We start from the raw sequence: 21,394 nt of genomic DNA, 5'->3' as shown, positions 1-21,394 counted from the left end.
AATTTGCTTATATCGAATCAATTAAACCATTCGCTGCATGCGACAAATGGAGAGAGTCCGTCCGTATGGAATAAACATTTTTGAAGAAAGGGATAAAATGTCTTTTATGAACGTTCTCAAATGTAAAGGCTGTCACAATATTGGAAACCAGACAATCATATAATAGTGTAGCTTACATTTTGTATATTTAATGAAAGAGAGTGCTACACGATTGAGAAAAATTTAAAGCTATGTGTTTATTGCATAGCAGATACGCTTAAGTCTTTATTGTGCTTTTTCTTATAAAATGACATAGAATGCTATCTCTTGATTATGTTGCCTCCCATTGCATTTTCTTGAGTGTTCCCTTACGAAGATCTGTCAGATTGATTTAATCTCTGAGGATTTTCCAAATTTGCCGGGCATTTGTCCGGCTTTTTTTTATTTTTAGAAGAGCTCCTAGAAATTGCATACAGGGGAAGATGATAAGGAAAAAATTTTAAAACTTATGGATATTCAATAATTTTTTTTAAGTATACTAGAGTTCAATGAGGAATTTGAGAGAGATTTGTTCTATTACGCCATAAACATTGTCTTTAGGACCTGATATAAGGTATGTAAATTTTTATATATGAAGCGCTTTTTATGAGAATGTGAGGTGAATATTTAAGATAGGGACTCGTAAATCCCATGAAGTAAATCAAGTGATTAGTAGGTAGAACCATTAAGAGAGATTAGACTATTTATACAACGGCAGGAGGTAGATTCTTCTTCGTTTTAGGGTGAAGAGGAAGGCGAAAAATAGAAAATGTTTAATTGTAAGGGCCACTTAATTATAAGAGCGATTATGTTTAAAAATACTAGGTCTTCTTTAGAGTTATCAATTAAATAGAAAAGAAAAAATTTATCAATTCACACGCTTCTTTCAGCGATATTTTTCAGTATTCGCTATTTCACAACGGTATATGTGAAGAGTATATGATTTATTTTTTACAACTATTGTTATACTCATGAAGAAGCATGTTTGGTATTATTATTTATCAGCGTTCAATAGTTGCGTAATTCTTGCATTTGAGATATGGAGTTATTTTTATTCTTTTTAAAGTGTTTTTATCCACACACCAACTCTGCTTGTGATATGCAAGAACACGATTTTGATTGGTCTTAGATGAACAGATTTGAAATAAGAGAATCTCTCTAGGAGAGATAATTCAAGTTAAAATCAATGAATTATTATAATTACTTATCTCTTTATATATCACTTATTATAACTTAACGTAATTATAAAATACAGTATGATTTGTATTCCACTTGGAGAAAATAAAAAGATGCAAAATTTAAATCAGTTCATTCCATAGGAGGATAAAAGACTTCAACAGATTTTCAGGTTTTGGGGAAAATATTATATAATATAAACTCTGCTGGAGATGTTTTGGTTGATAATCTGTCATGTGATATATGTATATATGTGTTCAAAAACTATAAAAAACAATTAAATTTTTTATGTATCAAGATACCAATTTTCTACAAATTCCCTTTGTATCTGGAAAAAACATTGATTATGATTCAACTAAAATTCGTTAGGAGGATGCTCTTACCTATAAATTAAAATAAATGGATTTATAACATTTGAGGCTCATCTAAAATTCAGTTTTTGATCGCACATTTATAACAACAGAGTATAATGCATCGTACTTCCTAATGAGGGGAGTAAATAAATCAACTTTTAAGTTCAGATTATTCCTAATAAGCTCGAAATTTTTGTTCTTGGTAAAGGAAGCCCCAAATAGGTTTTTCATCTCTTATGACAATAGATCGATTTACTTATTGGGTAGTTGAATTTTTTTGATTTTTACTTGCCGCCTCCATTTTTGTACTGTGTTTATTAACGGATGTTTTTGCTGAATCGATTGGCTTGTCCCATGATACAGTTTCCAATATTTTCCCAGATATACTGACATTCGGCAGAAAAACAATCACAAGAAATGATGTTAAAAACTTTAAATTAAACTGTTGCAAAAGCGCTGGATACGTAAGCAAGCTTCTTCAAGAAGTTTTTCTGATGTTGCATAAGAAATACGAAAAGTTAATCCAAGTCCAAAAGCAGACCCTTGGACGACAGCAACAGCCTCTGTTTCTAGAAGCGCTATGACAAAGTCTTCATCATTCATAATACATTGACCGTTAGGTGTTTTCTTACCAATAAGTCCTTTGCAAGAAGGATAAACATAAAAAGCACCTTCGGGTGTTGGACAGTGAATGCCAGGAGCTTGGTTTAACATGGAAACAACGAGATCACGGCGTGCTTGAAAAATACTTTTATTTTTAGTGATAAAGTCTTGTGGTCCATTGAGAGCTTCAACTGCAGCCCATTGTGAAATAACACTCGTGCCAGATGTTTGCTGGCCTTGAATGGTATCCATAGCTTTAATGAGTTCTTGTGGTCCGCCTGCATAACCGATTCTCCAGCCCGTCATCGCATAGGCTTTAGAAACACCATTCATTGTGAGTGTGCGATCATAAAGCGCTGGTTCTACTTGAGCTGGAGTAACAAAGGTAAAACCCTCATACGTGAGATGTTCATATATATCGTCAGTGAGAATATATACATGAGGATATTTTACTAAAACATCGGTGAGTTTTTTCAGTTCATTATATGTATAAGCGGCACCTGATGGATTTGAAGGAGAGTTAAAGATAAACCATTTGGTTTTTGGGGTAATGGCAGCTTCTAGCTCTTGTGGTTGGAGTTTATAAGAAAATTCCGCTTTTGTTTCTAAAAAGACAGGCGTACCATCGTTAAGTGTGACCATTTCTGGATAACTAACCCAATAAGGAGATGGAATGATGACTTCATCTCCTTTATTTAAAGTTGCCATAAATGCATTAAAGAGAATTTGTTTTCCACCAGTACCAACAATAATTTGTTCTGGTTGGTAAAGAAGGTTATTTTCTCTTTTAAATTTTGCAGAAATTGCTTGGCGCAATTCTGGAATTCCAGATATGGGAGGGTATTTTGTTTCTCCCCTTCGAATAGCTTCAATAGCCGCGTTTTTGATGTTGTCTGGGGTATCAAAGTCTGGCTCTCCAGCACTTAAAGCAATAACATTGCGCCCTAATGTTTTTAAATAGCGAGCCTTTTGGGAAGCCGCAATTGTTGCAGAAGGTTTGATACGAGACAGCTTGTCGGCAATAAAAGCCATAATTTAAAATCCTTATATTATATCAAATGATTATTGCTTTAAGAATATTTTATAAGAGATTATATTGTATGCAATAAAAAACTTCCACAATACTCTTACATAGGCTTTATATTCTTCTTTTTTGAGATTTTTGCAAGGTCATTTCTTCTTAGGTTTTATGAAAGATTTAGAGGAAAGATAGAGGAGGTTTGATAAATTGTGCAAAGGAGACAAGAAGTCTTTTATTTTTACAAGATAAAATTATGCTTTATACAAAATAAAAAAATCTTCGCCTATAACGACGAAGATTTTTAAATAAAATATTGCAGAATTTAACTTTTAAAGGGCTGCAAGGTTGCCAGCGGCAAATTTTCCTGAACGACGATCTTGAAGAACATCATAAGAAATTTTTTGCCCTTCATTAAGATTACTTAGACCAGAACGCTCAACGGCGGAAATGTGTACAAATACATCTGCACTTCCATCACTAGGTTGAATGAATCCAAAACCTTTTGTTGTATTAAACCACTTAACTGTTCCTGTAGACATAGGAAACTCCTTAGATATATAATTATATTGTGTACTGAAGCTATAATTCTTCAATACGGTTTTAGATCGAAATTAGGTGGGAGAAGTTTCGTCAAAAGTGCAGAAAGCACAGGAAAGAAAGTCACGTAACCGAAAATTCGATAAAACTCATATAAGAGCCTTTATAATAAAAAGCAAGCTTTAATTGCTATTTTTTGTACAAAGAAAAAATCGAGAAAGAGTATCAAAAGGCGTATGCTTTTCCACATAGCAAGAACTTTAACTGAAATAACTTTGTAAGGAACGTACTTCAAGGCGCTTTTTCTTGATTGCTTTGATCGCTTCTACGACGGCTTCGGCTCCCGCTATTGTTGTATAATAGGGAACATTTTGCATGAGTGCTGCATAGCGTAATGATTTGGAATCTGAGATGGCACTGGCAGTGCTGGTTGTATTAAAAATCAATTGAATTTGGCGATTACGAATCGCATCTTCAATATGTGGGTGCCCCTCTAAAACTTTGTTGATTTTTTTTGCTTCAACATGATGTTCGGTGAGAAACTTTTGTGTTCCACTTGTGGCAACAACAGAAAAGCCAAGCTCTGTTAAACGTTTTATAGGATTTAAGATGCGCTTTTTATCTTCATCTCTTACAGAAACGAATAAAGTTCCCTCCTTAGGGAGTTTTACACCAGCCCCAAGCTGCGCTTTAGCAAAAGCAAGCGCAAACTCATAGTCAAGTCCCATAACTTCACCGGTTGAGCGCATTTCTGGACCCAGAAGTGTATCAACACCTGAAAAACGAGCAAAAGGAAACACTGCTTCTTTGACGGCAATATGTTGTTTTTTCTGCGAAGAAGGTAATCCACCATAAGCTTGAAGAGCATCGTGAAGCGTTTCTCCTGCCATAATACGTGCAGCCATTTTAGCAATAGGACGACCAATCGTTTTTGCAACAAATGGAATAGTACGTGAAGCACGGGGATTGACTTCTAAGACATAAATGGTGTCATCTTTAATGGCATATTGTACATTCATTAAGCCTCGAACATGAAGTGCTTGTGCTAATGCTTTGGTTTGACGCTCTAATTCAGCGACTATTTTATTTGAGAGCGTATGGACTGGTAAAGAACAAGCTGAATCACCAGAGTGGATACCAGCTTCTTCAATATGTTCCATAATACCAACGATTAGTGTTTCGTTGCCATCACAGAGACAGTCAACATCTACTTCAATCGCTTCTGTTAGATAGGTGTCAAAGAGAAGTGGATTTTTACCAAGCAATATATTGATTTGTTCTGTTTTGTCATTGGGATAACGGGCTTTAATCTCTTCTGGTACTAATTCAGGAACACTTTCAAGCAAATAATTTTGCAAGCTACGCTCATCGCGAATAATTTGCATAGCACGTCCTCCTAAAACATAAGAGGGACGTACAACCAATGGGAATCCTAGTTCATGGGCAATGAGTCGCGCTTGTTCGATAGAGTGAGCAATAGCATTTTGAGGTTGTGTTAAATTAAGTTTAAATAACAGTTTTTGAAAGCGATTTCTATCTTCTGCTAAATCGATGGCGTCAGGTGAAGTGCCTAGGATGGGGATGTTGTGTTTTTCTAGAGCGCTTGCCAATTTCAAGGGTGTTTGTCCGCCAAATTGGACGATGACTCCAACCAACTCGCCTTTTTCTTGTTCTGCTTCTAAAATAGCGATAACATCTTCTGTTGTTAAAGATTCAAAATAAAGGCGATCAGAGGTGTCATAGTCGGTTGAAACTGTTTCAGGATTGCAGTTAATCATAATAGCTTCAAAGCCTGCATCACGTAGTGCAAAAGCAGCATGACAGCAACAGTAATCAAATTCAATACCTTGCCCAATGCGGTTTGGTCCACCGCCTAAAATAGCAATTTTTTTTCGTGCAGAAATGTATGCTTCTGAGTGTTCTACACCTGCAAAGGGAATTTCATATGTTGAATACATATAGGCTGTAGGAGAAGAAAATTCAGCCGCACAAGTGTCAATCCTTTTAAAGACTTGTTTAACATTCAGTGATTTGCGCAAAGCTGCAATGTCATCAGGCTCTTGTCCGGTAAGGGTGGCTAATCGTGCATCTGAAAAGCCCATAGCTTTTAACATACGTAGGTTATTTGCGTCTTGGGGTAATCCATGGATGCGGATACGTTGTTCCATTTCAATGATGGAGGCTATTTGTTCTAAAAACCACGGGTCAATTTTGCTGATTTGGTGAATTTCATTTAAAGATAAGCCAGCGCGCATGGCTTGGGCAATGTAGCGCAGACGATCAGGGCTTGGTATTGCAATGGCTGAGCGTATAGAATTTTTTTCATCACCTTCAGCATGTTCAGGGATTATAATTTCATCAAGACCAGTGAGTCCTGTTTCAAGACCACGGAGTGCTTTTTGCAACGATTCTTGAAAAGTACGTCCAATTGCCATGACTTCTCCTACAGATTTCATCGCAGTCGTGAGGACAGGTAATGAACCAGGAAATTTTTCGAAAGCAAAACGAGGAATTTTGGTCACAATATAGTCAATAGAAGGCTCAAATGATGCTGGTGTTGCACCATCTGTTATATCATTTTTTAATTCATCAAGTGTGTAACCAACAGCCAGTTTAGCTGCTACCTTGGCAATGGGAAAACCTGTTGCTTTTGAGGCAAGCGCTGAAGAGCGAGAAACACGCGGATTCATTTCAATAACAATGAGGCGCCCATTTTCAGGATTGACAGCAAACTGTACATTGGATCCACCCGTTTCAACACCAATTTCACGCAAGACAGCAATCGAGGCATTGCGCATACATTGATACTCTTTATCGGTTAAGGTAAGAGCAGGTGCTACGGTGATAGAATCACCGGTATGAATCCCCATTGGGTCAATGTTTTCAATAGAACAAACAATGATACAGTTGTCGTTCTTATCACGAACAACTTCCATCTCATATTCTTTCCACCCTAAAACACTTTCTTCAATCAATACTTCTGTTGTCGGTGAAGCTTCAAGACCACGTTCAATAATTTCATAAAATTCAGAGCGGTTGTAAGCGATTCCACCGCCAGTCCCACCAAGGGTGAATGAAGGGCGAATAATAGCTGGAAGCCCAACAATATCAAGAGCTTGAACTGCTTTTGCTGTTGCATGGGCAATATAATGTTGTTTGCGATCAGCTTCGGTATATCGCCAGTTGCGCTCAAGTTCTTCAAGTGCTTTGTCAAGCGCAGCACCAGAAAGTTTTTCTTTAAGTTCAGTACGCGTTTTTGCGTGCTGTCGACGATTTTCTTCTTTCAGTTCTGTTGCATTGGCTAACATAGAACGTGGTGTTTCCAAACCAATTTTTGTCATCGCTTGGCGAAATAAAGCACGGTCTTCTGCTTTATCAATAGCATCGGCATTGGCTCCTATCATTTCAACATTATAACGGTCTAAAACACCCATACGTTTTAATGATAAAGCGGTGTTGAGGGCAGTTTGTCCTCCCATAGTGGGTAAAAGGGCATCGGGACGTTCATGGGCAATAATTTTGGCAACGATTTCAGGAGTAATGGGCTCTATATAAGTTGCATCAGCTAGATTTGGATCTGTCATAATTGTAGCAGGATTAGAATTGACCAAAATAATTCGGTAACCCTCTTCTTTTAATGCTTTACAAGCTTGTGTACCTGAATAGTCAAATTCGCATGCCTGACCAATGATAATAGGTCCTGCTCCTATGATAAGAATAGATTTTATATCTGTACGTTTGGGCATGGCTTTTTCCTATAACAAATATCCGTGCATGATTGTGGCAGGCAAAATATTTCCGTTTTGAGGCTACAGTCATTTTATAAGTTAAGTGACAAAGAAAGTAAGCACTAAAATGTCTTTTCCATGCTTTTTTTCATCAAATTGAAGATAAAATTCTTTTTTTGTTTGAGTTATCCAATCAGTATATAAAAAGTATGATATTTGATAAAAAGTAGTAGTTTTCCAAAAAACGAGAATATTCAAGTATACTGTGGGAAATGAAATATAAGCCATTATTTATGGTTCAATAGAGTTTCGTAAAATGAAATAGAAATCTTATCTTGTTATCCCGTAAAATACTAACATTTAGAGAGGTGGTATAGAGCATGAAAATTACATATTAGTTGTTTTGGTTGGAGTATGTGATAAAATTTAGTGTAGGATTTGTTTGTAGACTTATGAACTGAATCCTATAAAATAGTTGCGGTTGGGATATATTAAACAAAAAGTTAGATTGTTGATAAATCAACTCTGGTTGAAGACTTGATTCTTTAGGCTAGAAAGAAAGTCAATCTATGTATGATTCCATTCCATAAAAGAGTATATTTTAATACAATGACTAAGCAGATAGTTTCAAGATGATCTTGTTTGGTTTTATAAAGTGATTAAAAATATCCTCCCTTTACTTTATGTATAATGTTCAAAACTTTTAAAAATATAAAGAAAATGAAAATGCTAAATATTTCCCAAACGAGAATATTTTGTCTAGAAGATGTCTCAATAGGAAAGCTTTTGGTGGTTAAGTCTAAAAAAGGAATTTGTTATATAGCGTTAGGAGATACTACAGAGCAATTATTACAAGAGTTTACGGTACGCTTTGGTGATGCACAACAAGTTGTGGGTGATAATACATTTAAGAGAGAAGTTGCTCATATTATAGCCATGATAGAAACGCCCAGGTTGGTAAAAAAATATAATTTTCTCTTAGATATAAATGGTACATTTTTTCAACGACAAGTATGGGCGGCACTATGTGATATACCATGTGGTGAAACAATTTCATATGAGGTCTTAGCATGCCGTATTGGTATGCCGAATGCTTTTCGTGCCGTTGCTAATGCCTGTGCACGTAACGAATTGGCTGTTATCATTCCGTGTCATCGTGTTGTGCGTAAAAATGGTTTTATTTCAGGGTATCGCTGGGGGGGCAAACGGAAAAAGATTTTGTTACAAAGAGAACAAAATGAAGGATAAAAAACGAATTTAACTTTGTGTGATGGGCATTATAATGGTTACTGTTGTTCCTTTCATTTCTTTTGAAGTAATTTCAAGTTTTCCTTTGTGTAGTTCTAACAGAGAGCGTGAAATGGCTAACCCAAGACCTGAGCCCGTATGAGATTTAGTAAGTTGATTTTCAACTTGTTCAAAGGGTTGTCCAAGTTTTTTAATTGCTGATTGTGGAATACCAACACCTGTATCTGTAATTTTAAAAATAAGATTATTTTTTTTCTTGAAAGCGCAGACATCAATATTTCCGCCAGAAGGAGTAAATTTAACGGCATTAGAGATGAGATTAAGGAAAATCTGTTTCATTGCACGACCATCAACTTCAGCATGAAGTTCTGGGGTAATGTTTGTTGTAACAGCAATATTTTTTTCTTGAGCCTGAGGCGTTAGTGTTCGTACTGCTTCACTAATGATGGGTTCAAGATCGGTATTTTTACAATCAAGCGTAAATCTTCCAGCTTCGATTTTTGACATATCAAGGATGTCATTGATAAGGGTTAGAAGATGAGTTCCTGAATTATAAATATCATGCATATATTCCTTATAGCGTTGTGAACCAAGAGGACCAAAGGTTGATTGTAACATGATATCTGAAAAGCCGAGAATAGCATTCAGTGGAGTGCGCAATTCATGAGACATATTGGCTAAAAATTCTGATTTAGCCTTATTGGCACTTTCGGCGCGTTCTTTTTCTGCTTTCAGACTTTTATTAAGTTTTTCAACTTCTGTTGCGCGTTGTTGAGCACTTCCTCTCGCACGTTTGAGTTCTTGAATGAAAGAAAAAAGACGCCTTTCGCTGTCTTCAAATTTTTCCTGTTGTTGTTTAAGTTCAGAAATGTCAGTCCCGATACAAACCAGTCCTCCGTCTTGGGTTCGACGTTCATTAATTTTGAGCCAAAAACCATCTGCAGTTTGGCGAATACTGGTTAAATTACCCGTACCATCATCTTTAAGGGGATATTCACTAAGAGCAGGACGGGTCATGGCTTCGACGGTTGCACGTTGGATACCTGATTGTAGAATTTGTTTAGGAATAGCGGCATATTCACAAAATTTGCTGTTGGACATGACTAAACGTCCCTCAGCATCCCACAAGACAAAAGATTCTGAAATGTTTTCAATCGCATCACGAATACGAAGGTCGGCTTGAGCTGTTTGTTCAGCCAATTGCTGCTGTTCACTAATGTCGAAAGAAATACCAACCAAATGGGGTTCTTCTTCTTCAGTAACTTCGGCGCGCAGTCGCATCCATACATAATGACCATCAGCATGACGCATGGGAACATTGATATCAATATGTTTTTTTTTGCCTCCCATTAATTCTTGAGCAAGATCAAAAAAGTTGGCATCATTTGGATTGATAATGGTGCTAATTTGGGAAATTGAGAGCAATGCATCTTGAGGGACATAGCCGAGCATTTCATACATTGCTCGTGACCAGTAGACGCGTCCGCTTACCATATTCCAATCCCATAGTCCACAACGCCCACGCATCATTGCCATATCAATACGGTTTTGAATTTTTTCTGAAATAAGATCAGTCTTACGTGCTCGTAAAAGTTGATTGTAATAAGCATAAAGAAGAGCAAGAATAATACCACTCGTTCCGATGAATAGAGTTATATTAAGCGAAAAAAATTTGCGCCATTCCATAGCGCTATTTTGCATCTTTTCGCTAATGAATACGCCATATTGTCCATTTTCTGTTTGGTGAAATGAAGCAAGAGCAGGGGTATCTTTGCCTATTGTGATTTTCATAACTCCAGCGTGTTGTCCAAGAGATTGTAAAGCAATGCTGTCAGAGATAAAATCTTGCAAAGGTTTTCCTAGGATGATCTCTGAACTGGATGAAGCCAAGACATTGCCTTTTTCATCAACGATGGCGATGAGAGTGCTGGGATTAATAAGATCTTGATTACGAAAAGTGGAGAGGATATCTTGCAAATGACTATGAGAAAGGGCAGAGCTTTTTTCTTTCTGAGAAACGGCCAATAAGTCATGATCAATTGTATTGGTAATATGAGAAGCTAAGAGAATGATGGTCGAACGTGTGCTTTTATCAATTGTGTTGCGCCAATCATAGATTGATACAAAACGAATTACAGCAAGCGCAATAAGAAATGCCACAATGACAAAGGGAAGTGAGCGTCGCAACCAAGGTTCAATAAAGAGAAGCTTTTGATAGGTAGAGCCAGAAAACAGATGAATACGCTTTGTCTGCGCTTTATGGCTTTGAGCGCTCGATTTTGAATCAGCATATATCTCCGTTGGCGCATTATATGCGTCCAATTTAGCCATCTCTTGTTCCTTTAATTCCGGAATAATGTGATTTAAAAACTGCTTCGATATTCATTAATAACCCCATGAGAGTGCAATGAATCAAAACAGGAGTCTTCTGTCCAGTCTTTTTTTAAAAAAAAGTATTTTACTTTTATGAATTTGGAATATGAAAAGGAAAAGGCATTTTAAACATGGCCTATAAACAGGCTTAGATTGCCTGTTTATAGGTTTAATGATGATCAAAGTAGCTTGTAGAGTTTATTTTTAAAAATATTATAGTATATTGATTTAAAATGTTTTTTTGTTTCAAGTGAGTAGACGATTGATGATATCAGAAACATCGCTTGATAATTTTGGCGCGGCAGCAATCGTTTTTAATGCCGTTTCAAGTTTTTGTTGCCGAATGGGTTCTAATTGTCGCCAAGAGCGCAAAGTTGTTAATAATCGTGAAGCAAGCTGTGGATTTTTTTTGTCAATTTCTAAAATGATTTGGCAAAGAAAATCATAGGAGGCACCATCAACTCTGTTAAAGCCTGTGGGGTTGTTAGAGGCAAAGACACCGATCAGAGATCGTACACGATTAGGATTATCCTTTGAAAATAGCGGGTGTTGCATGAGCTTTTGAACATTTTCGAGTGTTGATGTGCCAGCAACCATTGCTTGAATAGAAAACCATTTATCCATAACCAAAGGGTCATGTCGATAGCGGTTTTCAAAATCATTTAAGGCATTTTGTGCCTGCTCACTTTCATTAAAACGCTTCACGAGAACAGCAATACTCGCCATTCGGTCAGTCATATTATCAGCTGTTGCATACTGTGTTGCCGCACGATTTGGATTGTTCTCAGAAATGGAAAGATAATCCAATAGTATGTTCTTGAATGCTCGCTTTCCGGCTTGTACAGTGTCTGGTGAATAGGGTTCTTGGGTTTGCATTTGTTCATAAAATTTTGTTAAGAGTTTTTGATGTGTTTGTGCAAGTGAAGCGAGAAACTGATTGCGCACGTAATGAATACGATCTGGATCAATATTTTTACCGATTGTATGAGCAAGCTCAACTTCACTAGGTAAATTTAAACAGAAGGCACGAAATTCAGGCTCTAAGGTTTCATCTGTTATGATTGTTTCAATCAGGTTTAGCAAAGCAGAGGAGATTGTTTCTTTTGCTGCTTGTGTTTTATCTTGAATGCTTTGAAGCAAAGCTTGCGTCATTAAATGATTAAGAGATTGCCAGCGATTAAGGTGATTGTCATCATGTTGTGCAAGAAAAATAAGTTCACTTTCATTAAATGGCGTGTGTAGAATGATTGGTGCAGAAAAGTCTCGCAGCAGTGATAAAACGGGTTTTTCACGCAGTCCTTTTAATGTAAACGTTTGGCTTTCCTTGGATAAAAGCATAACGTCTGATTGAATATCTGTATCCGCTTCATAAGCGAGGTTTTCTCCGTTAGGTCCTAACAAGCCAAATACGATAGGGATAAGCATAGGCTTTTTTGTATTTTGTTGTGGGGTTGCGGGAATATGTTGCTTTGTATGAATTGTTAAAACACCATCGCTATAATGACTATCGATTTCTACATTGGGTGTTCCTGCCTGTTCATACCATAGCATGAATTGGGAGAAGTCTTGACCAGACACTTCAGCAAAACAGGTAATAAAATCTTCAATTGTACAAGCTTGTCCATCATGACGTTGAAAATAAAGATCAGTGCCTTTACGAAACAGAGTAGGACCTAAAATAGTTCGTATCATGCGAACAACTTCAGCACCTTTTTCATAAACAGTTGTGGTGTAAAAATTATTAATTTGGCTATATTGACGAGGACGTACAGGATGCGCAAGAGGTCCTGCGTCTTCTGTAAATTGCGTCGCTTTTAATGCTTTTACATTTTCAATTCGCTGTAGGCTGCGTATATTTTGATCTGATGAAAATTCCTGATCACGATAAACAGTGAATCCTTCTTTTAAACAGAGTTGAAACCAATCGCGACAGGTAACACGATTACCGCTCCAATTATGGAAATATTCATGGGCAATGACACGTTCAACATTTCTATAATCCTGATCGGTTGCTGTTTCAGGATCGACAAGAACATATTTATCATTAAAAACGTTAAGGCCTTTGTTTTCCATTGCTCCCATGTTAAAGTCGGACACAGCAACAATATTGAAAACATCAAGATCATATTCGCGTCCGAAACATTGTTCATCCCAACGCATGGAACGTTTAAGAGCATCCATTGCATAGGTTGCGCGTTCGGTTTTTCCTTTTTCTACATAGATACCAAGCTCGATACGTCGTCCAGATACAGTTGTAAAATGGTCTTCTAACTTATCAAGATCTCCACCTACTAAAGCAAAGAGATAAGATGGCTTGGGATAAGGATCTTCCCAAATAGCAAAATGACGATTATTCTCTAAAGTTCCTGTTCCCACGAGATTACCGTTTGAAAGCAAGATTGGGATTGTTTTGGAATCTGCTTCAATTTTTACTCTATAGGTAGAAAGAACATCTGGGCGGTCGTAAAAATAAGTGATACGACGAAAACCTTCCGATTCGCATTGTGAGCAATAAACACCATTTGAAAGATAAAGCCCCATAAGTTGGCGGTTGCTTTCAGGATTCAGTTCCGTAACCAATTTTAATGTAAAAGGAGCCGTTGGTGGCGTTGTAATCTCTAAACGTGAAGGCGTCACTCTATAAGTGTTTGGGGCTAATATCTCATCATTAATAGAAACGGAAATTAAAGTAAGATCATCACCAGAAAGAACGAGAGGTGTTAATTCTTTTGTATCGTGACGAGGCTCAATAAACAATATGGCTGTAACATAGGTTTTTGTTGGTGCCAATTGGAAAGAAAGGTGTGTTTTAGGGATAGCGTAAGGAGTTGGTTGGTAATCTTCCAAACGATAAATAGATGTTATTGGCTGTTTCATAGTTTTTTCCCATTAGTATTTTAAGAGTTAAAGAAGGGTGTTTTAATTTTAGAAGCAAGATAGGATTAAAGAATTACAAAAGGCTGTCGAGGCGATTTTTTACTTCTAAGAAGTCTATCCATGTAAGCTTCTTTTGACTAGGGGTTCTAAGAAGGTAAGCTGGATGAAAAGTTGGCATAACAGGTATTTTTATATTATCTTCGCTTTCATAGATATGCCATTTCCCTCTTGTTCGGATAATCCCATTTTGAGATCCAGTAAGAAATTGTGCAGCAACGCCTCCCAGTGCTATAAGAACACGAGGACGTGCTAAAGAAATGTGCCGTTCAATAAAAGGGCGGCACAATGCCACTTCTCTTGGTGTTGGTGTACGATTTCCTGGTGGACGCCAAGGAATAGTGTTGGCGATGTAAACATTATTTCTTGTTAAGCCAATTGATGCGAGGATTTTATTAAGTAACATCCCTGCTTTTCCCACAAAAGGAATTCCTTGTATATCCTCTTCTCGTCCTGGTGCTTCACCTATGAGCATTAGGGGACTTCCTGCTGTTCCATCTGAAAAACAGGTATTTTTTGCTGTCAATTTTAGTGAACAGCCATTAAATGCAAGGAGGGCAGATTTTAATTCATCAAGTGTCTTTGCACTTTTTGCACTCTCTATAGCAGCGGATTCGTTTTGTATAGGACTAGAATTATACAGTGGATGATTATCTAATTTTACGCTTGGAGATGTTTTGGCAGATGTTTGTTGATTACCAGAAATGTTAACAACAGGCGTTAATTTTCTCTCTGAACAAGCAGACTGCTTAAAACGATCAATAGGGAAGTCTGTCAGAACGGCATCCGCACCACTTTCTTTATAAAAGTTTAAGAGTTCTTCATAGGAAATCGAGTGCGGCGTTTGATTTAACATTTTACTTTTTCTAATGATCTAGGGATTATAGATCAAACAAAATTATCCTTCAAGTTTTATAAACGTATTCGCTAGCCATTAATGTATAAGAATGCTGATAGGATTCTCTCTTTTCACAAAAAAGGCAGATCTTAAATACAGGTGCTTGAGACTATATACATTTTAAAATGTACAATTTGTTCAAATGCACCATTTTAGTTTTTTAAACAGATTAATCTCTTTATGGTAAAAGAATTTTCTACTGAACACAAGTGGCATAAATGATAACATTTATGACCATTATATGCTCTATTTAATCATTAATGAAAGTAACTTTTATAGTATTTTATTTGTAAATTTAACTATAAATTTTTTATTATTATATTTTTAGCTTTGTTAATAATTTTTATTAAAAATATTAACTCTATAAATAAAAGAATAATATTACTTTTATGAGAAATACTAAGACTTTTAAAAACTGTTTTTACAATGGTTTAAAAGCAATGTGTGGGTATATATTTTTGCTTTTTTTACAGCTGAAATAAGAGGTTCATTGAGTGCCAAATGGGCTGCAATAGCACTTGAGAGAATGCAACCTGTTCCACGCATTGTTCCTTTTAAACGTGGAGCAGAAATATTGATGATTTCAGTTTTGTCAATGAATCTATCAATTGCAAGAGGACCATCTGCATGTCCCCCTTTTACTAAAATAGAGCGAGCTCCCAATGACAAAAGTTTTTTTGCTTGTTGTATTGCTTGCTTATCATGAGATGCCAATGGGGTTTGGCTAAGAAGAGCAAGTTCATCTCTATTTGGTGTTAAAAGAGTGACATGTGGGAGAAGCTGATTGATCATAATTTCTATGATTTTTTCTGTTGTCAGTTTTCCTCCTGATGAGGCAACCAGCACAGGATCAAGAATAACCGGAATATGGGGGTAATCTTCGAGGACATGACAAATTGCTGCTATAATTGCTTGATTTCCTGTCATACCAATTTTTATTGCGCTGATAGGATTAGCTTCTAAGGCTATGCGCATTTGCGCGGCGATAAGTTTTTCATTCATGGGAACAATTTCAGCAACGTGATGATCATTTTGTACGTTAACACAAGTAATTGCTAAATTTGCTTTTATTTGAAAATGCGTAGAGGTTTCTATATCACGAACAATGCCAGCACCTCCTGTTGGATCAGTACCCGCAACAATGAGAATAGAAGGCGTTAACGCCATGGTTGGGTCCCCTTGATCCATTGTTGTACCCGCTCTTCAGGTTTTTTATGGAGGATAATGTCAGTCACAACAGCAGCGCTATTGGCTCCTGCTTTTAAAACACAAACTGCACGTTCTGGTGTTAAACCACCAATGCCAACGAGAGGTAAAGCACCAATTCGCTTTCTCCATTGTTTAATTTTTTCTAATCCTTGAGGTTTCCATTTCATTTTTTTTAAGATTGTCGGATAAATAGGACCAAGAGCAATATAGTCAGGATTAACAGAGAGCGCGATATCCAATTCATGTTCATCATGGGTGCTAAGACCAAATCTTATACCATTTTTACGAATTGCAAGGAGATCAGCATTGCATAGATCTTCTTGCCCAAGATGAATAAAATTGCATTTTTCATCAATGGCTATGATCCAATGATCATTAATAATTAATTGTGCCCCCCATTTATCACATATGTTTTTTGCACGCTTGGTATGTTGACGGATCGTTTTAAGATCTTCATTTTTCATACGCAATTGTATGAGTTTGACACCAAGAGGAATCAAACGTTCAACCCACTCAGCAGTATCAACAATGAGGTAAAAAGGATCCAATTTCATCAAAATACCGCTTTACCAATGACGGGAGTTGAAGGGACCGCGATATTGCGTGCTTCGAGAATACCTGCTTTATACCCCATACGCCCTGCCTGAATAGCTTTGGAAAAGGCCTCAGCCATCAAAACAGGATCACCTGCTTTAGCAACTGCGGTATTAAGAAGGACCGCATCATAACCCAGTTCCATAGCAACAGCGGCATGGGATGGGCGCCCGATGCCGGCATCAATAACAAGAGTAACATCTGGAAGATAAGCACGGATAGAACGCAGTCCATCGGTATGATGAGGGCCTTTGGCTGATCCAATAGGGGCACACCAAGGCATAATGACACGGCAGCCAACATCTAAGAGTTTTTCAGCAACAATGAGATCATCGGTTGTATAGGCAAAAATTTTGAAATCTTCATTGTTTAAAATTTTTGCTGCTTCAATTAAAGAAAAGACGTTTGGCTGTAAGGTATCTGAATTACCAATAATTTCGAGTTTAATCCAAGAGGTTTTAAAGAGATCACGAGCTAAATGGGCTGTTGTCACCGCTTCTTTAACAGTATAACAACCAGCGGTATTGGGAAGTATCGTTATATCGAGCTCTTGAAGGAATTGCCAAAACTGCCCTCCTTGTTTTCTACCTGCGCTTTCTCGACGTAATGAAACGGTTACAATTTCTGTATTCGATTTATGAATAGCATCACGAAGGATGGCAGGAGAAGGATATTGCGCTGTACCTAACATAAGACGAGAGGTGAATTGTCGTCCATAAAGATTCAACATAATTAACCACCTTGCATTGGGCTTAAAATTTCCACTTTATCTCCTTCATGCAAAATAAATTGGTCACGCGCATCTACAGGAACAACTTCAGCATTAACAGCAGTTGCTAGCCAATTTCCTTCATACCCCAATTCCACAAGCAAGAGACTAAGAAAAGGAGCTTCTGTTTGAAGTGTTTCACCATTAACAAATATTTGCATGTTTTATTCCAATGCCAATTTCACCGCTCGTTTTGCCATTTCTGGAGACAAAAGAAAACCATGTCTATAAAATCCATTAATAGAGATATGGTTACCATATTTGCATACAGAAGGGAAGTTATCAGGATAAGCTGGACGAATACCAACGCCGGATTCAACAATTTCTGCTTCGGCAAAAGCAGGGTGCAATGTATAGGCCGCGTTGAGCAATTCCATCATTGATCTCACCGAGATTGGACCACCAAAGTCACTTTCAATCATCGTTGCGCCAATCATGAAAATATCATCCTGTCGTGGAACAACATAAAGTGGAAATCGTGGATGAAGAAGACGAATTGGGCGGGAAATCTTAATTTCTGTACTCCGCAAGAGTAGCATTTCACCACGCACGCCCCGTATATTTTTATCTTTTCCTAAACGTGCTATTCCTGTTGCATCAATGACCATATCAAAATTTGTTTCAGATGTTTTAACATCAACAAAACATGCGTCATTTGTTATCAGTTTTTCTTTTAAAGCGATAAGTGCTTTACGAGGATCAAGGTGGGCTTCACTTTCATAAAAAAGCCCACAGTCAAAATGTTCTGCAAGATCTGGTTCAAGATGGGCTATTTCTGCACGGTTTATGGTTCTATGATGATGTGTGCGAAGTGAGAATCGTTCAAGTTCTCCTCTATCACGCGTAGGAGCAACCACTAAAGTACCTTTTTGTGTAACAAGATCTGGAAATATTTTGCGCCACCAGTGTATAGCTTGTACACCAAGGTCTTCAACAATCTGTTCAGTATTTTCTTTTTCACAATAAGGAGCAAGCATTCCTCCAGCATACCAACTGGACGATCCTATAGGAGAGTTTAGTGGAGCCGATACAGTAACACGAGCGCCTTTTTGTTGTAACATAAAAGCAACGGTTAAACCAGCAACGCCCGCACCTTTGATAAGAATATTCTTCAACTATTTACTCTCTTTTTTTGAGATGCATCGACATAAAGATCACCACTTTCTTGATATTTTTCAGCCATAGCAATCATACCTTCACCTTTTGTTTTTTTGAGTGCTGCAGCATCACGAATATCATGAGAAATACGCATAGAACAGAATTTTGGTCCACACATGGAACAAAAATGCACCAATTTATGGGCATCTTTCGGCATTGTTTCATCATGAAAGGTACAAGCTGTTTCTGGATCAAGAGACAGGTTGAATTGATCATGCCATCTAAAGTCGAATCGTGCACGTGAGAGAGCGTTATCGCGCAACTGTGCTCTAGGCAAACCTTTTGCAAGATCAGCAGCATGAGCGGCGATTTTATAAGTGATGACCCCCGTTTTGACATCATTTTTATCGGGAAGTCCCAAATGTTCTTTAGGCGTTACATAGCACAACATGGCAGTTCCAAACCATCCAATCATAGCAGCACCAATTGCTGATGTAATATGGTCATAACCAGGAGCAATATCAGTTGTAAGAGGTCCCAAAGTATAAAAAGGTGCTTCATGACAGAGATTGAGTTGTTGCTCCATATTTTCTTTAATCTTGTGCATTGGGATATGTCCTGGTCCTTCAATCATAACCTGTACATTTTTTTCCCAAGCAATTTTTGTCAATTCTCCTAAAGTTTTAAGTTCGGCAAATTGTGCTTCATCATTGGCATCGGCAATAGAGCCAGGGCGTAATCCATCTCCTAATGAAAGAGAGATATCATATGTTTTTGCAATATCACAAATTTCATCAAAATGTTCGTAGAGAAAGCTTTCTTTGTGATGATGGAGACACCATTTTGCCATAATAGAACCGCCTCGTGAAACAATACCTGTTACACGATCAATGGTCATAGGAATAAATGGTAATCTTAAGCCTGCATGAATGGTAAAATAATCAACCCCTTGTTCTGCTTGTTCTATAAGAGTATCGCGAAAAATACCCCATGTTAGATTTTCAGCAATACCTTGTACTTTTTCGAGTGCTTGATAAAGAGGAACAGTCCCGATAGGCACAGGAGAATTTCGAATAATCCACTCACGAATATTGTGAATATTTCTTCCTGTTGAGAGATCCATAACTGTATCTGCCCCCCAACGAATAGCCCAAACCATTTTATCAACTTCTTCTGCCATCGATGAAGTTACTGCTGAATTGCCAATATTGGCATTAATTTTAACACGAAAATTACGTCCAATAATCATTGGTTCACATTCTGGATGATTGATATTTTGTGGAATAATGGCTCGTCCATTTGCAATTTCATTACGAACGTATTCCGCAGTATAAATTTCTGGTATTTCTCCATCCAATGTATCTGAGTGTACTTTTTGTTGATCTTTTATTGCCAGTCCTTCATTTTCTCGTATAGCAACATATTCCATTTCGGCGGTAATAATACCTGCGCGTGCATACGCCATTTGTGTGATTGCTTTGCCACTTTTAGCTCGTAAAATAGGTCGTTTTTGTTCAAATGTTGGAATAGCAGAGCTATTATAGGTTAATCCATTATCTTCAGGTTTAACTAAGCGTGCAGGATAAGGTTCAGTATCAGCACGCTGAAAGAGCCAAGATGAGCCAATTGCAGGTAAACCTTTTGTAAGATCAATGACTGCATCTTTGTCGGTATAGGGACCAGAAGTATCGTAAACATTTAAAGGTTTTTCACCACTCCCATCGGTCAATGAAATTTCACGCAATGGAACACGCACATCAGAAAAAAGAGGACTCTGTTGATAAATTTTGCGTGAGGCAGGAAAGGGACTACAACTGATTGATGGAATATTTTTCGGCACAAACTTTTTCCTTCTAAACACATAGTTTAAAAACTAAGGCGTGATGTTAATGGAGATATATTTAAATGATCAATAATGTATCTTGAATGAAGAGATGCTTATAATATTTTATAGTAAGTTATCTTCAATAAAGTTTAAGAAGATTTACTTTGAAAAGATCAACGCAATATCTTTGAAATAATACTTGCACTCCCCCACGTAAACACTTTTGCCAGGATACACATGATTGGCTTAAATACTGACATTGTCAATCACAAAGATATATTTTTAACGATTTTTCTACATTCGTTAGAAATAAAAGCAGATACTATGAAATAACCAGTGATAATATTAAAATCTTTTTATAAAGAAATGATGAGGATAAAATTTATAGCTAAAGCCAGAGGGTATATGCTGCGCAATTCCATTAATTTTTATTCTTTTACTTTTATGTAGCTTTTTTACTAAGCTAGTCACTCATCTTCAGACAATAGCACCCTTTTTATAAAGTGTCATGTCGTGATGCTTTTGTTTCTGAAATCATGACAGATTATTACATATCCTTTAAATTTATGTTTATTCTACGTATTTAGAATATAAAATAAAACTTTCTTATTTTTTCATAGTTGTGTTCAATTAAGATATCATTATAAATAAGAAAATGATGAATATACTCTATTTACTATTTTACATGATCAATAATAAAAAGTTTAATAACGTCTATATTTAATAAAGATGAGTTTTATTTTTTATGAATAAAATATAAGGTATTTTTATATAAAAAATCACGACATATAGATTATTTTATTGATAATAAAACAAATCGTATTTTATAAATTCTTATAGTTTAAATATATATGAAATTACAGAAAAGTTCTTTATTCGCAAAGGCAGTGTGAGTATGGTTTTTTATATAAGGAATAAAATATATCAAATATAGCAGACGATGTAAAAATGACCTCACAAATTGCTGGTATCAAATGGAGTGAAGGTGCTTCAATAAAACTATACCTCTT

13 protein-coding genes are annotated in these 21,394 nt (G+C 36.8%); 1 reads left to right on the top strand and 12 read right to left on the bottom strand.

Going from position 1 to position 21,394, the window contains the following annotated elements; translation table 11 throughout:
- Nucleotides 1-1,979: 1,979 nt before the first annotated feature.
- The 3 genes from ACFIMW_RS00650 to carB all read right to left on the bottom strand — a co-directional run bounded on the left by ACFIMW_RS00650 (nucleotide 1,980) and on the right by carB (nucleotide 7,454).
- Nucleotides 1,980-3,182, bottom strand: a complete 1,203-nt coding sequence (locus ACFIMW_RS00650) for a pyridoxal phosphate-dependent aminotransferase (RefSeq protein WP_375607745.1) — start codon at nucleotides 3,180-3,182, stop codon at nucleotides 1,980-1,982.
- Nucleotides 3,183-3,500: 318 nt separating this feature from the next.
- Nucleotides 3,501-3,710, bottom strand: a complete 210-nt coding sequence (locus ACFIMW_RS00645; protein WP_100128310.1) for a cold-shock protein — start codon at nucleotides 3,708-3,710, stop codon at nucleotides 3,501-3,503.
- A 258-nt stretch (nucleotides 3,711-3,968) separates the two neighbouring features.
- Nucleotides 3,969-7,454 (bottom strand): carbamoyl-phosphate synthase large subunit, encoded by a 3,486-nt coding sequence (gene carB / locus ACFIMW_RS00640; RefSeq protein ID WP_375607744.1) that lies wholly within the window; start codon nucleotides 7,452-7,454, stop codon nucleotides 3,969-3,971.
- Nucleotides 7,455-8,162: 708 nt separating this feature from the next.
- On the opposite strand from carB, the gene ACFIMW_RS00635 reads away from it, so the two are divergent.
- Nucleotides 8,163-8,684: a methylated-DNA--[protein]-cysteine S-methyltransferase gene (locus ACFIMW_RS00635; protein ID WP_375607743.1), complete on the top strand. Its 522-nt coding sequence runs from the start codon at nucleotides 8,163-8,165 to the stop codon at nucleotides 8,682-8,684.
- Nucleotides 8,685-8,693: 9 nt separating this feature from the next.
- Here ACFIMW_RS00635 and ACFIMW_RS00630 read toward each other — a convergent pair whose 3' ends face one another.
- The 9 genes from ACFIMW_RS00630 to thiC all read right to left on the bottom strand — a co-directional run bounded on the left by ACFIMW_RS00630 (nucleotide 8,694) and on the right by thiC (nucleotide 20,399).
- Nucleotides 8,694-11,015: an ATP-binding protein gene (locus ACFIMW_RS00630; protein WP_375607742.1), complete on the bottom strand. Its 2,322-nt coding sequence runs from the start codon at nucleotides 11,013-11,015 to the stop codon at nucleotides 8,694-8,696.
- Between the two features lie 288 nt (nucleotides 11,016-11,303).
- Nucleotides 11,304-13,934 carry an aminopeptidase N gene (gene pepN / locus ACFIMW_RS00625; protein ID WP_375607741.1) on the bottom strand — a complete coding sequence of 877 codons (2,631 nt, stop codon included), beginning with the start codon at nucleotides 13,932-13,934 and terminating at the stop codon, nucleotides 11,304-11,306.
- A 73-nt stretch (nucleotides 13,935-14,007) separates the two neighbouring features.
- On the bottom strand, nucleotides 14,008-14,847 hold the full coding sequence (locus ACFIMW_RS00620; RefSeq protein ID WP_375607740.1) for a uracil-DNA glycosylase family protein: 840 nt from the start codon (nucleotides 14,845-14,847) through the stop codon (nucleotides 14,008-14,010).
- Between the two features lie 450 nt (nucleotides 14,848-15,297).
- Nucleotides 15,298-16,056: a hydroxymethylpyrimidine/phosphomethylpyrimidine kinase gene (locus tag ACFIMW_RS00615; protein ID WP_375607739.1), complete on the bottom strand. Its 759-nt coding sequence runs from the start codon at nucleotides 16,054-16,056 to the stop codon at nucleotides 15,298-15,300.
- Nucleotides 16,047-16,652: a thiamine phosphate synthase gene (locus ACFIMW_RS00610; protein WP_375607738.1), complete on the bottom strand. Its 606-nt coding sequence runs from the start codon at nucleotides 16,650-16,652 to the stop codon at nucleotides 16,047-16,049. The genes ACFIMW_RS00615 and ACFIMW_RS00610 overlap by 10 nt, the downstream gene beginning before the upstream one ends.
- Nucleotides 16,652-17,422 carry a thiazole synthase gene (locus tag ACFIMW_RS00605; RefSeq protein ID WP_375607737.1) on the bottom strand — a complete coding sequence of 257 codons (771 nt, stop codon included), beginning with the start codon at nucleotides 17,420-17,422 and terminating at the stop codon, nucleotides 16,652-16,654. Before ACFIMW_RS00605 ends, ACFIMW_RS00610 begins: the two co-directional genes overlap by 1 nt.
- Before the next feature lie 2 nt (nucleotides 17,423-17,424).
- Nucleotides 17,425-17,622: a sulfur carrier protein ThiS gene (gene thiS, locus ACFIMW_RS00600; RefSeq protein ID WP_375606321.1), complete on the bottom strand. Its 198-nt coding sequence runs from the start codon at nucleotides 17,620-17,622 to the stop codon at nucleotides 17,425-17,427.
- A 3-nt stretch (nucleotides 17,623-17,625) separates the two neighbouring features.
- On the bottom strand, nucleotides 17,626-18,576 hold the full coding sequence (locus tag ACFIMW_RS00595) for an FAD-dependent oxidoreductase (RefSeq protein ID WP_375607736.1): 951 nt from the start codon (nucleotides 18,574-18,576) through the stop codon (nucleotides 17,626-17,628).
- Nucleotides 18,573-20,399 carry a phosphomethylpyrimidine synthase ThiC gene (thiC, locus tag ACFIMW_RS00590; protein ID WP_375607735.1) on the bottom strand — a complete coding sequence of 609 codons (1,827 nt, stop codon included), beginning with the start codon at nucleotides 20,397-20,399 and terminating at the stop codon, nucleotides 18,573-18,575. The genes ACFIMW_RS00595 and thiC overlap by 4 nt, the downstream gene beginning before the upstream one ends.
- Between the last annotated feature and the right edge of the window lie 995 nt (nucleotides 20,400-21,394).

It is taken from the genome of Bartonella sp. AC329YNZD (assembly GCF_042196685.1).
Lineage (GTDB): Bacteria > Pseudomonadota > Alphaproteobacteria > Rhizobiales > Rhizobiaceae > Bartonella.
This window is presented reverse-complemented; position numbering and strand designations above follow the sequence as displayed.

Bases quoted from the DNA above. Each gene is read 5' to 3' on its own strand.
- ACFIMW_RS00650 (WP_375607745.1), bottom strand. From the start codon at position 3,182: ATGGCTTTTATTGCCGACAAGCTGTCTCGTATCAAACCTTCTGCAACA.
- ACFIMW_RS00645 (WP_100128310.1), bottom strand. From the start codon at position 3,710: ATGTCTACAGGAACAGTTAAGTGGTTTAATACAACAAAAGGTTTTGGA.
- carB (WP_375607744.1), bottom strand. From the start codon at position 7,454: ATGCCCAAACGTACAGATATAAAATCTATTCTTATCATAGGAGCAGGA.
- ACFIMW_RS00635 (WP_375607743.1), top strand. From the start codon at position 8,163: ATGCTAAATATTTCCCAAACGAGAATATTTTGTCTAGAAGATGTCTCA.
- ACFIMW_RS00630 (WP_375607742.1), bottom strand. From the start codon at position 11,015: ATGGCTAAATTGGACGCATATAATGCGCCAACGGAGATATATGCTGAT.
- pepN (WP_375607741.1), bottom strand. From the start codon at position 13,934: ATGAAACAGCCAATAACATCTATTTATCGTTTGGAAGATTACCAACCA.
- ACFIMW_RS00620 (WP_375607740.1), bottom strand. From the start codon at position 14,847: ATGTTAAATCAAACGCCGCACTCGATTTCCTATGAAGAACTCTTAAAC.
- ACFIMW_RS00615 (WP_375607739.1), bottom strand. From the start codon at position 16,056: ATGGCGTTAACGCCTTCTATTCTCATTGTTGCGGGTACTGATCCAACA.
- ACFIMW_RS00610 (WP_375607738.1), bottom strand. From the start codon at position 16,652: ATGAAATTGGATCCTTTTTACCTCATTGTTGATACTGCTGAGTGGGTT.
- ACFIMW_RS00605 (WP_375607737.1), bottom strand. From the start codon at position 17,422: ATGTTGAATCTTTATGGACGACAATTCACCTCTCGTCTTATGTTAGGT.
- thiS (WP_375606321.1), bottom strand. From the start codon at position 17,622: ATGCAAATATTTGTTAATGGTGAAACACTTCAAACAGAAGCTCCTTTT.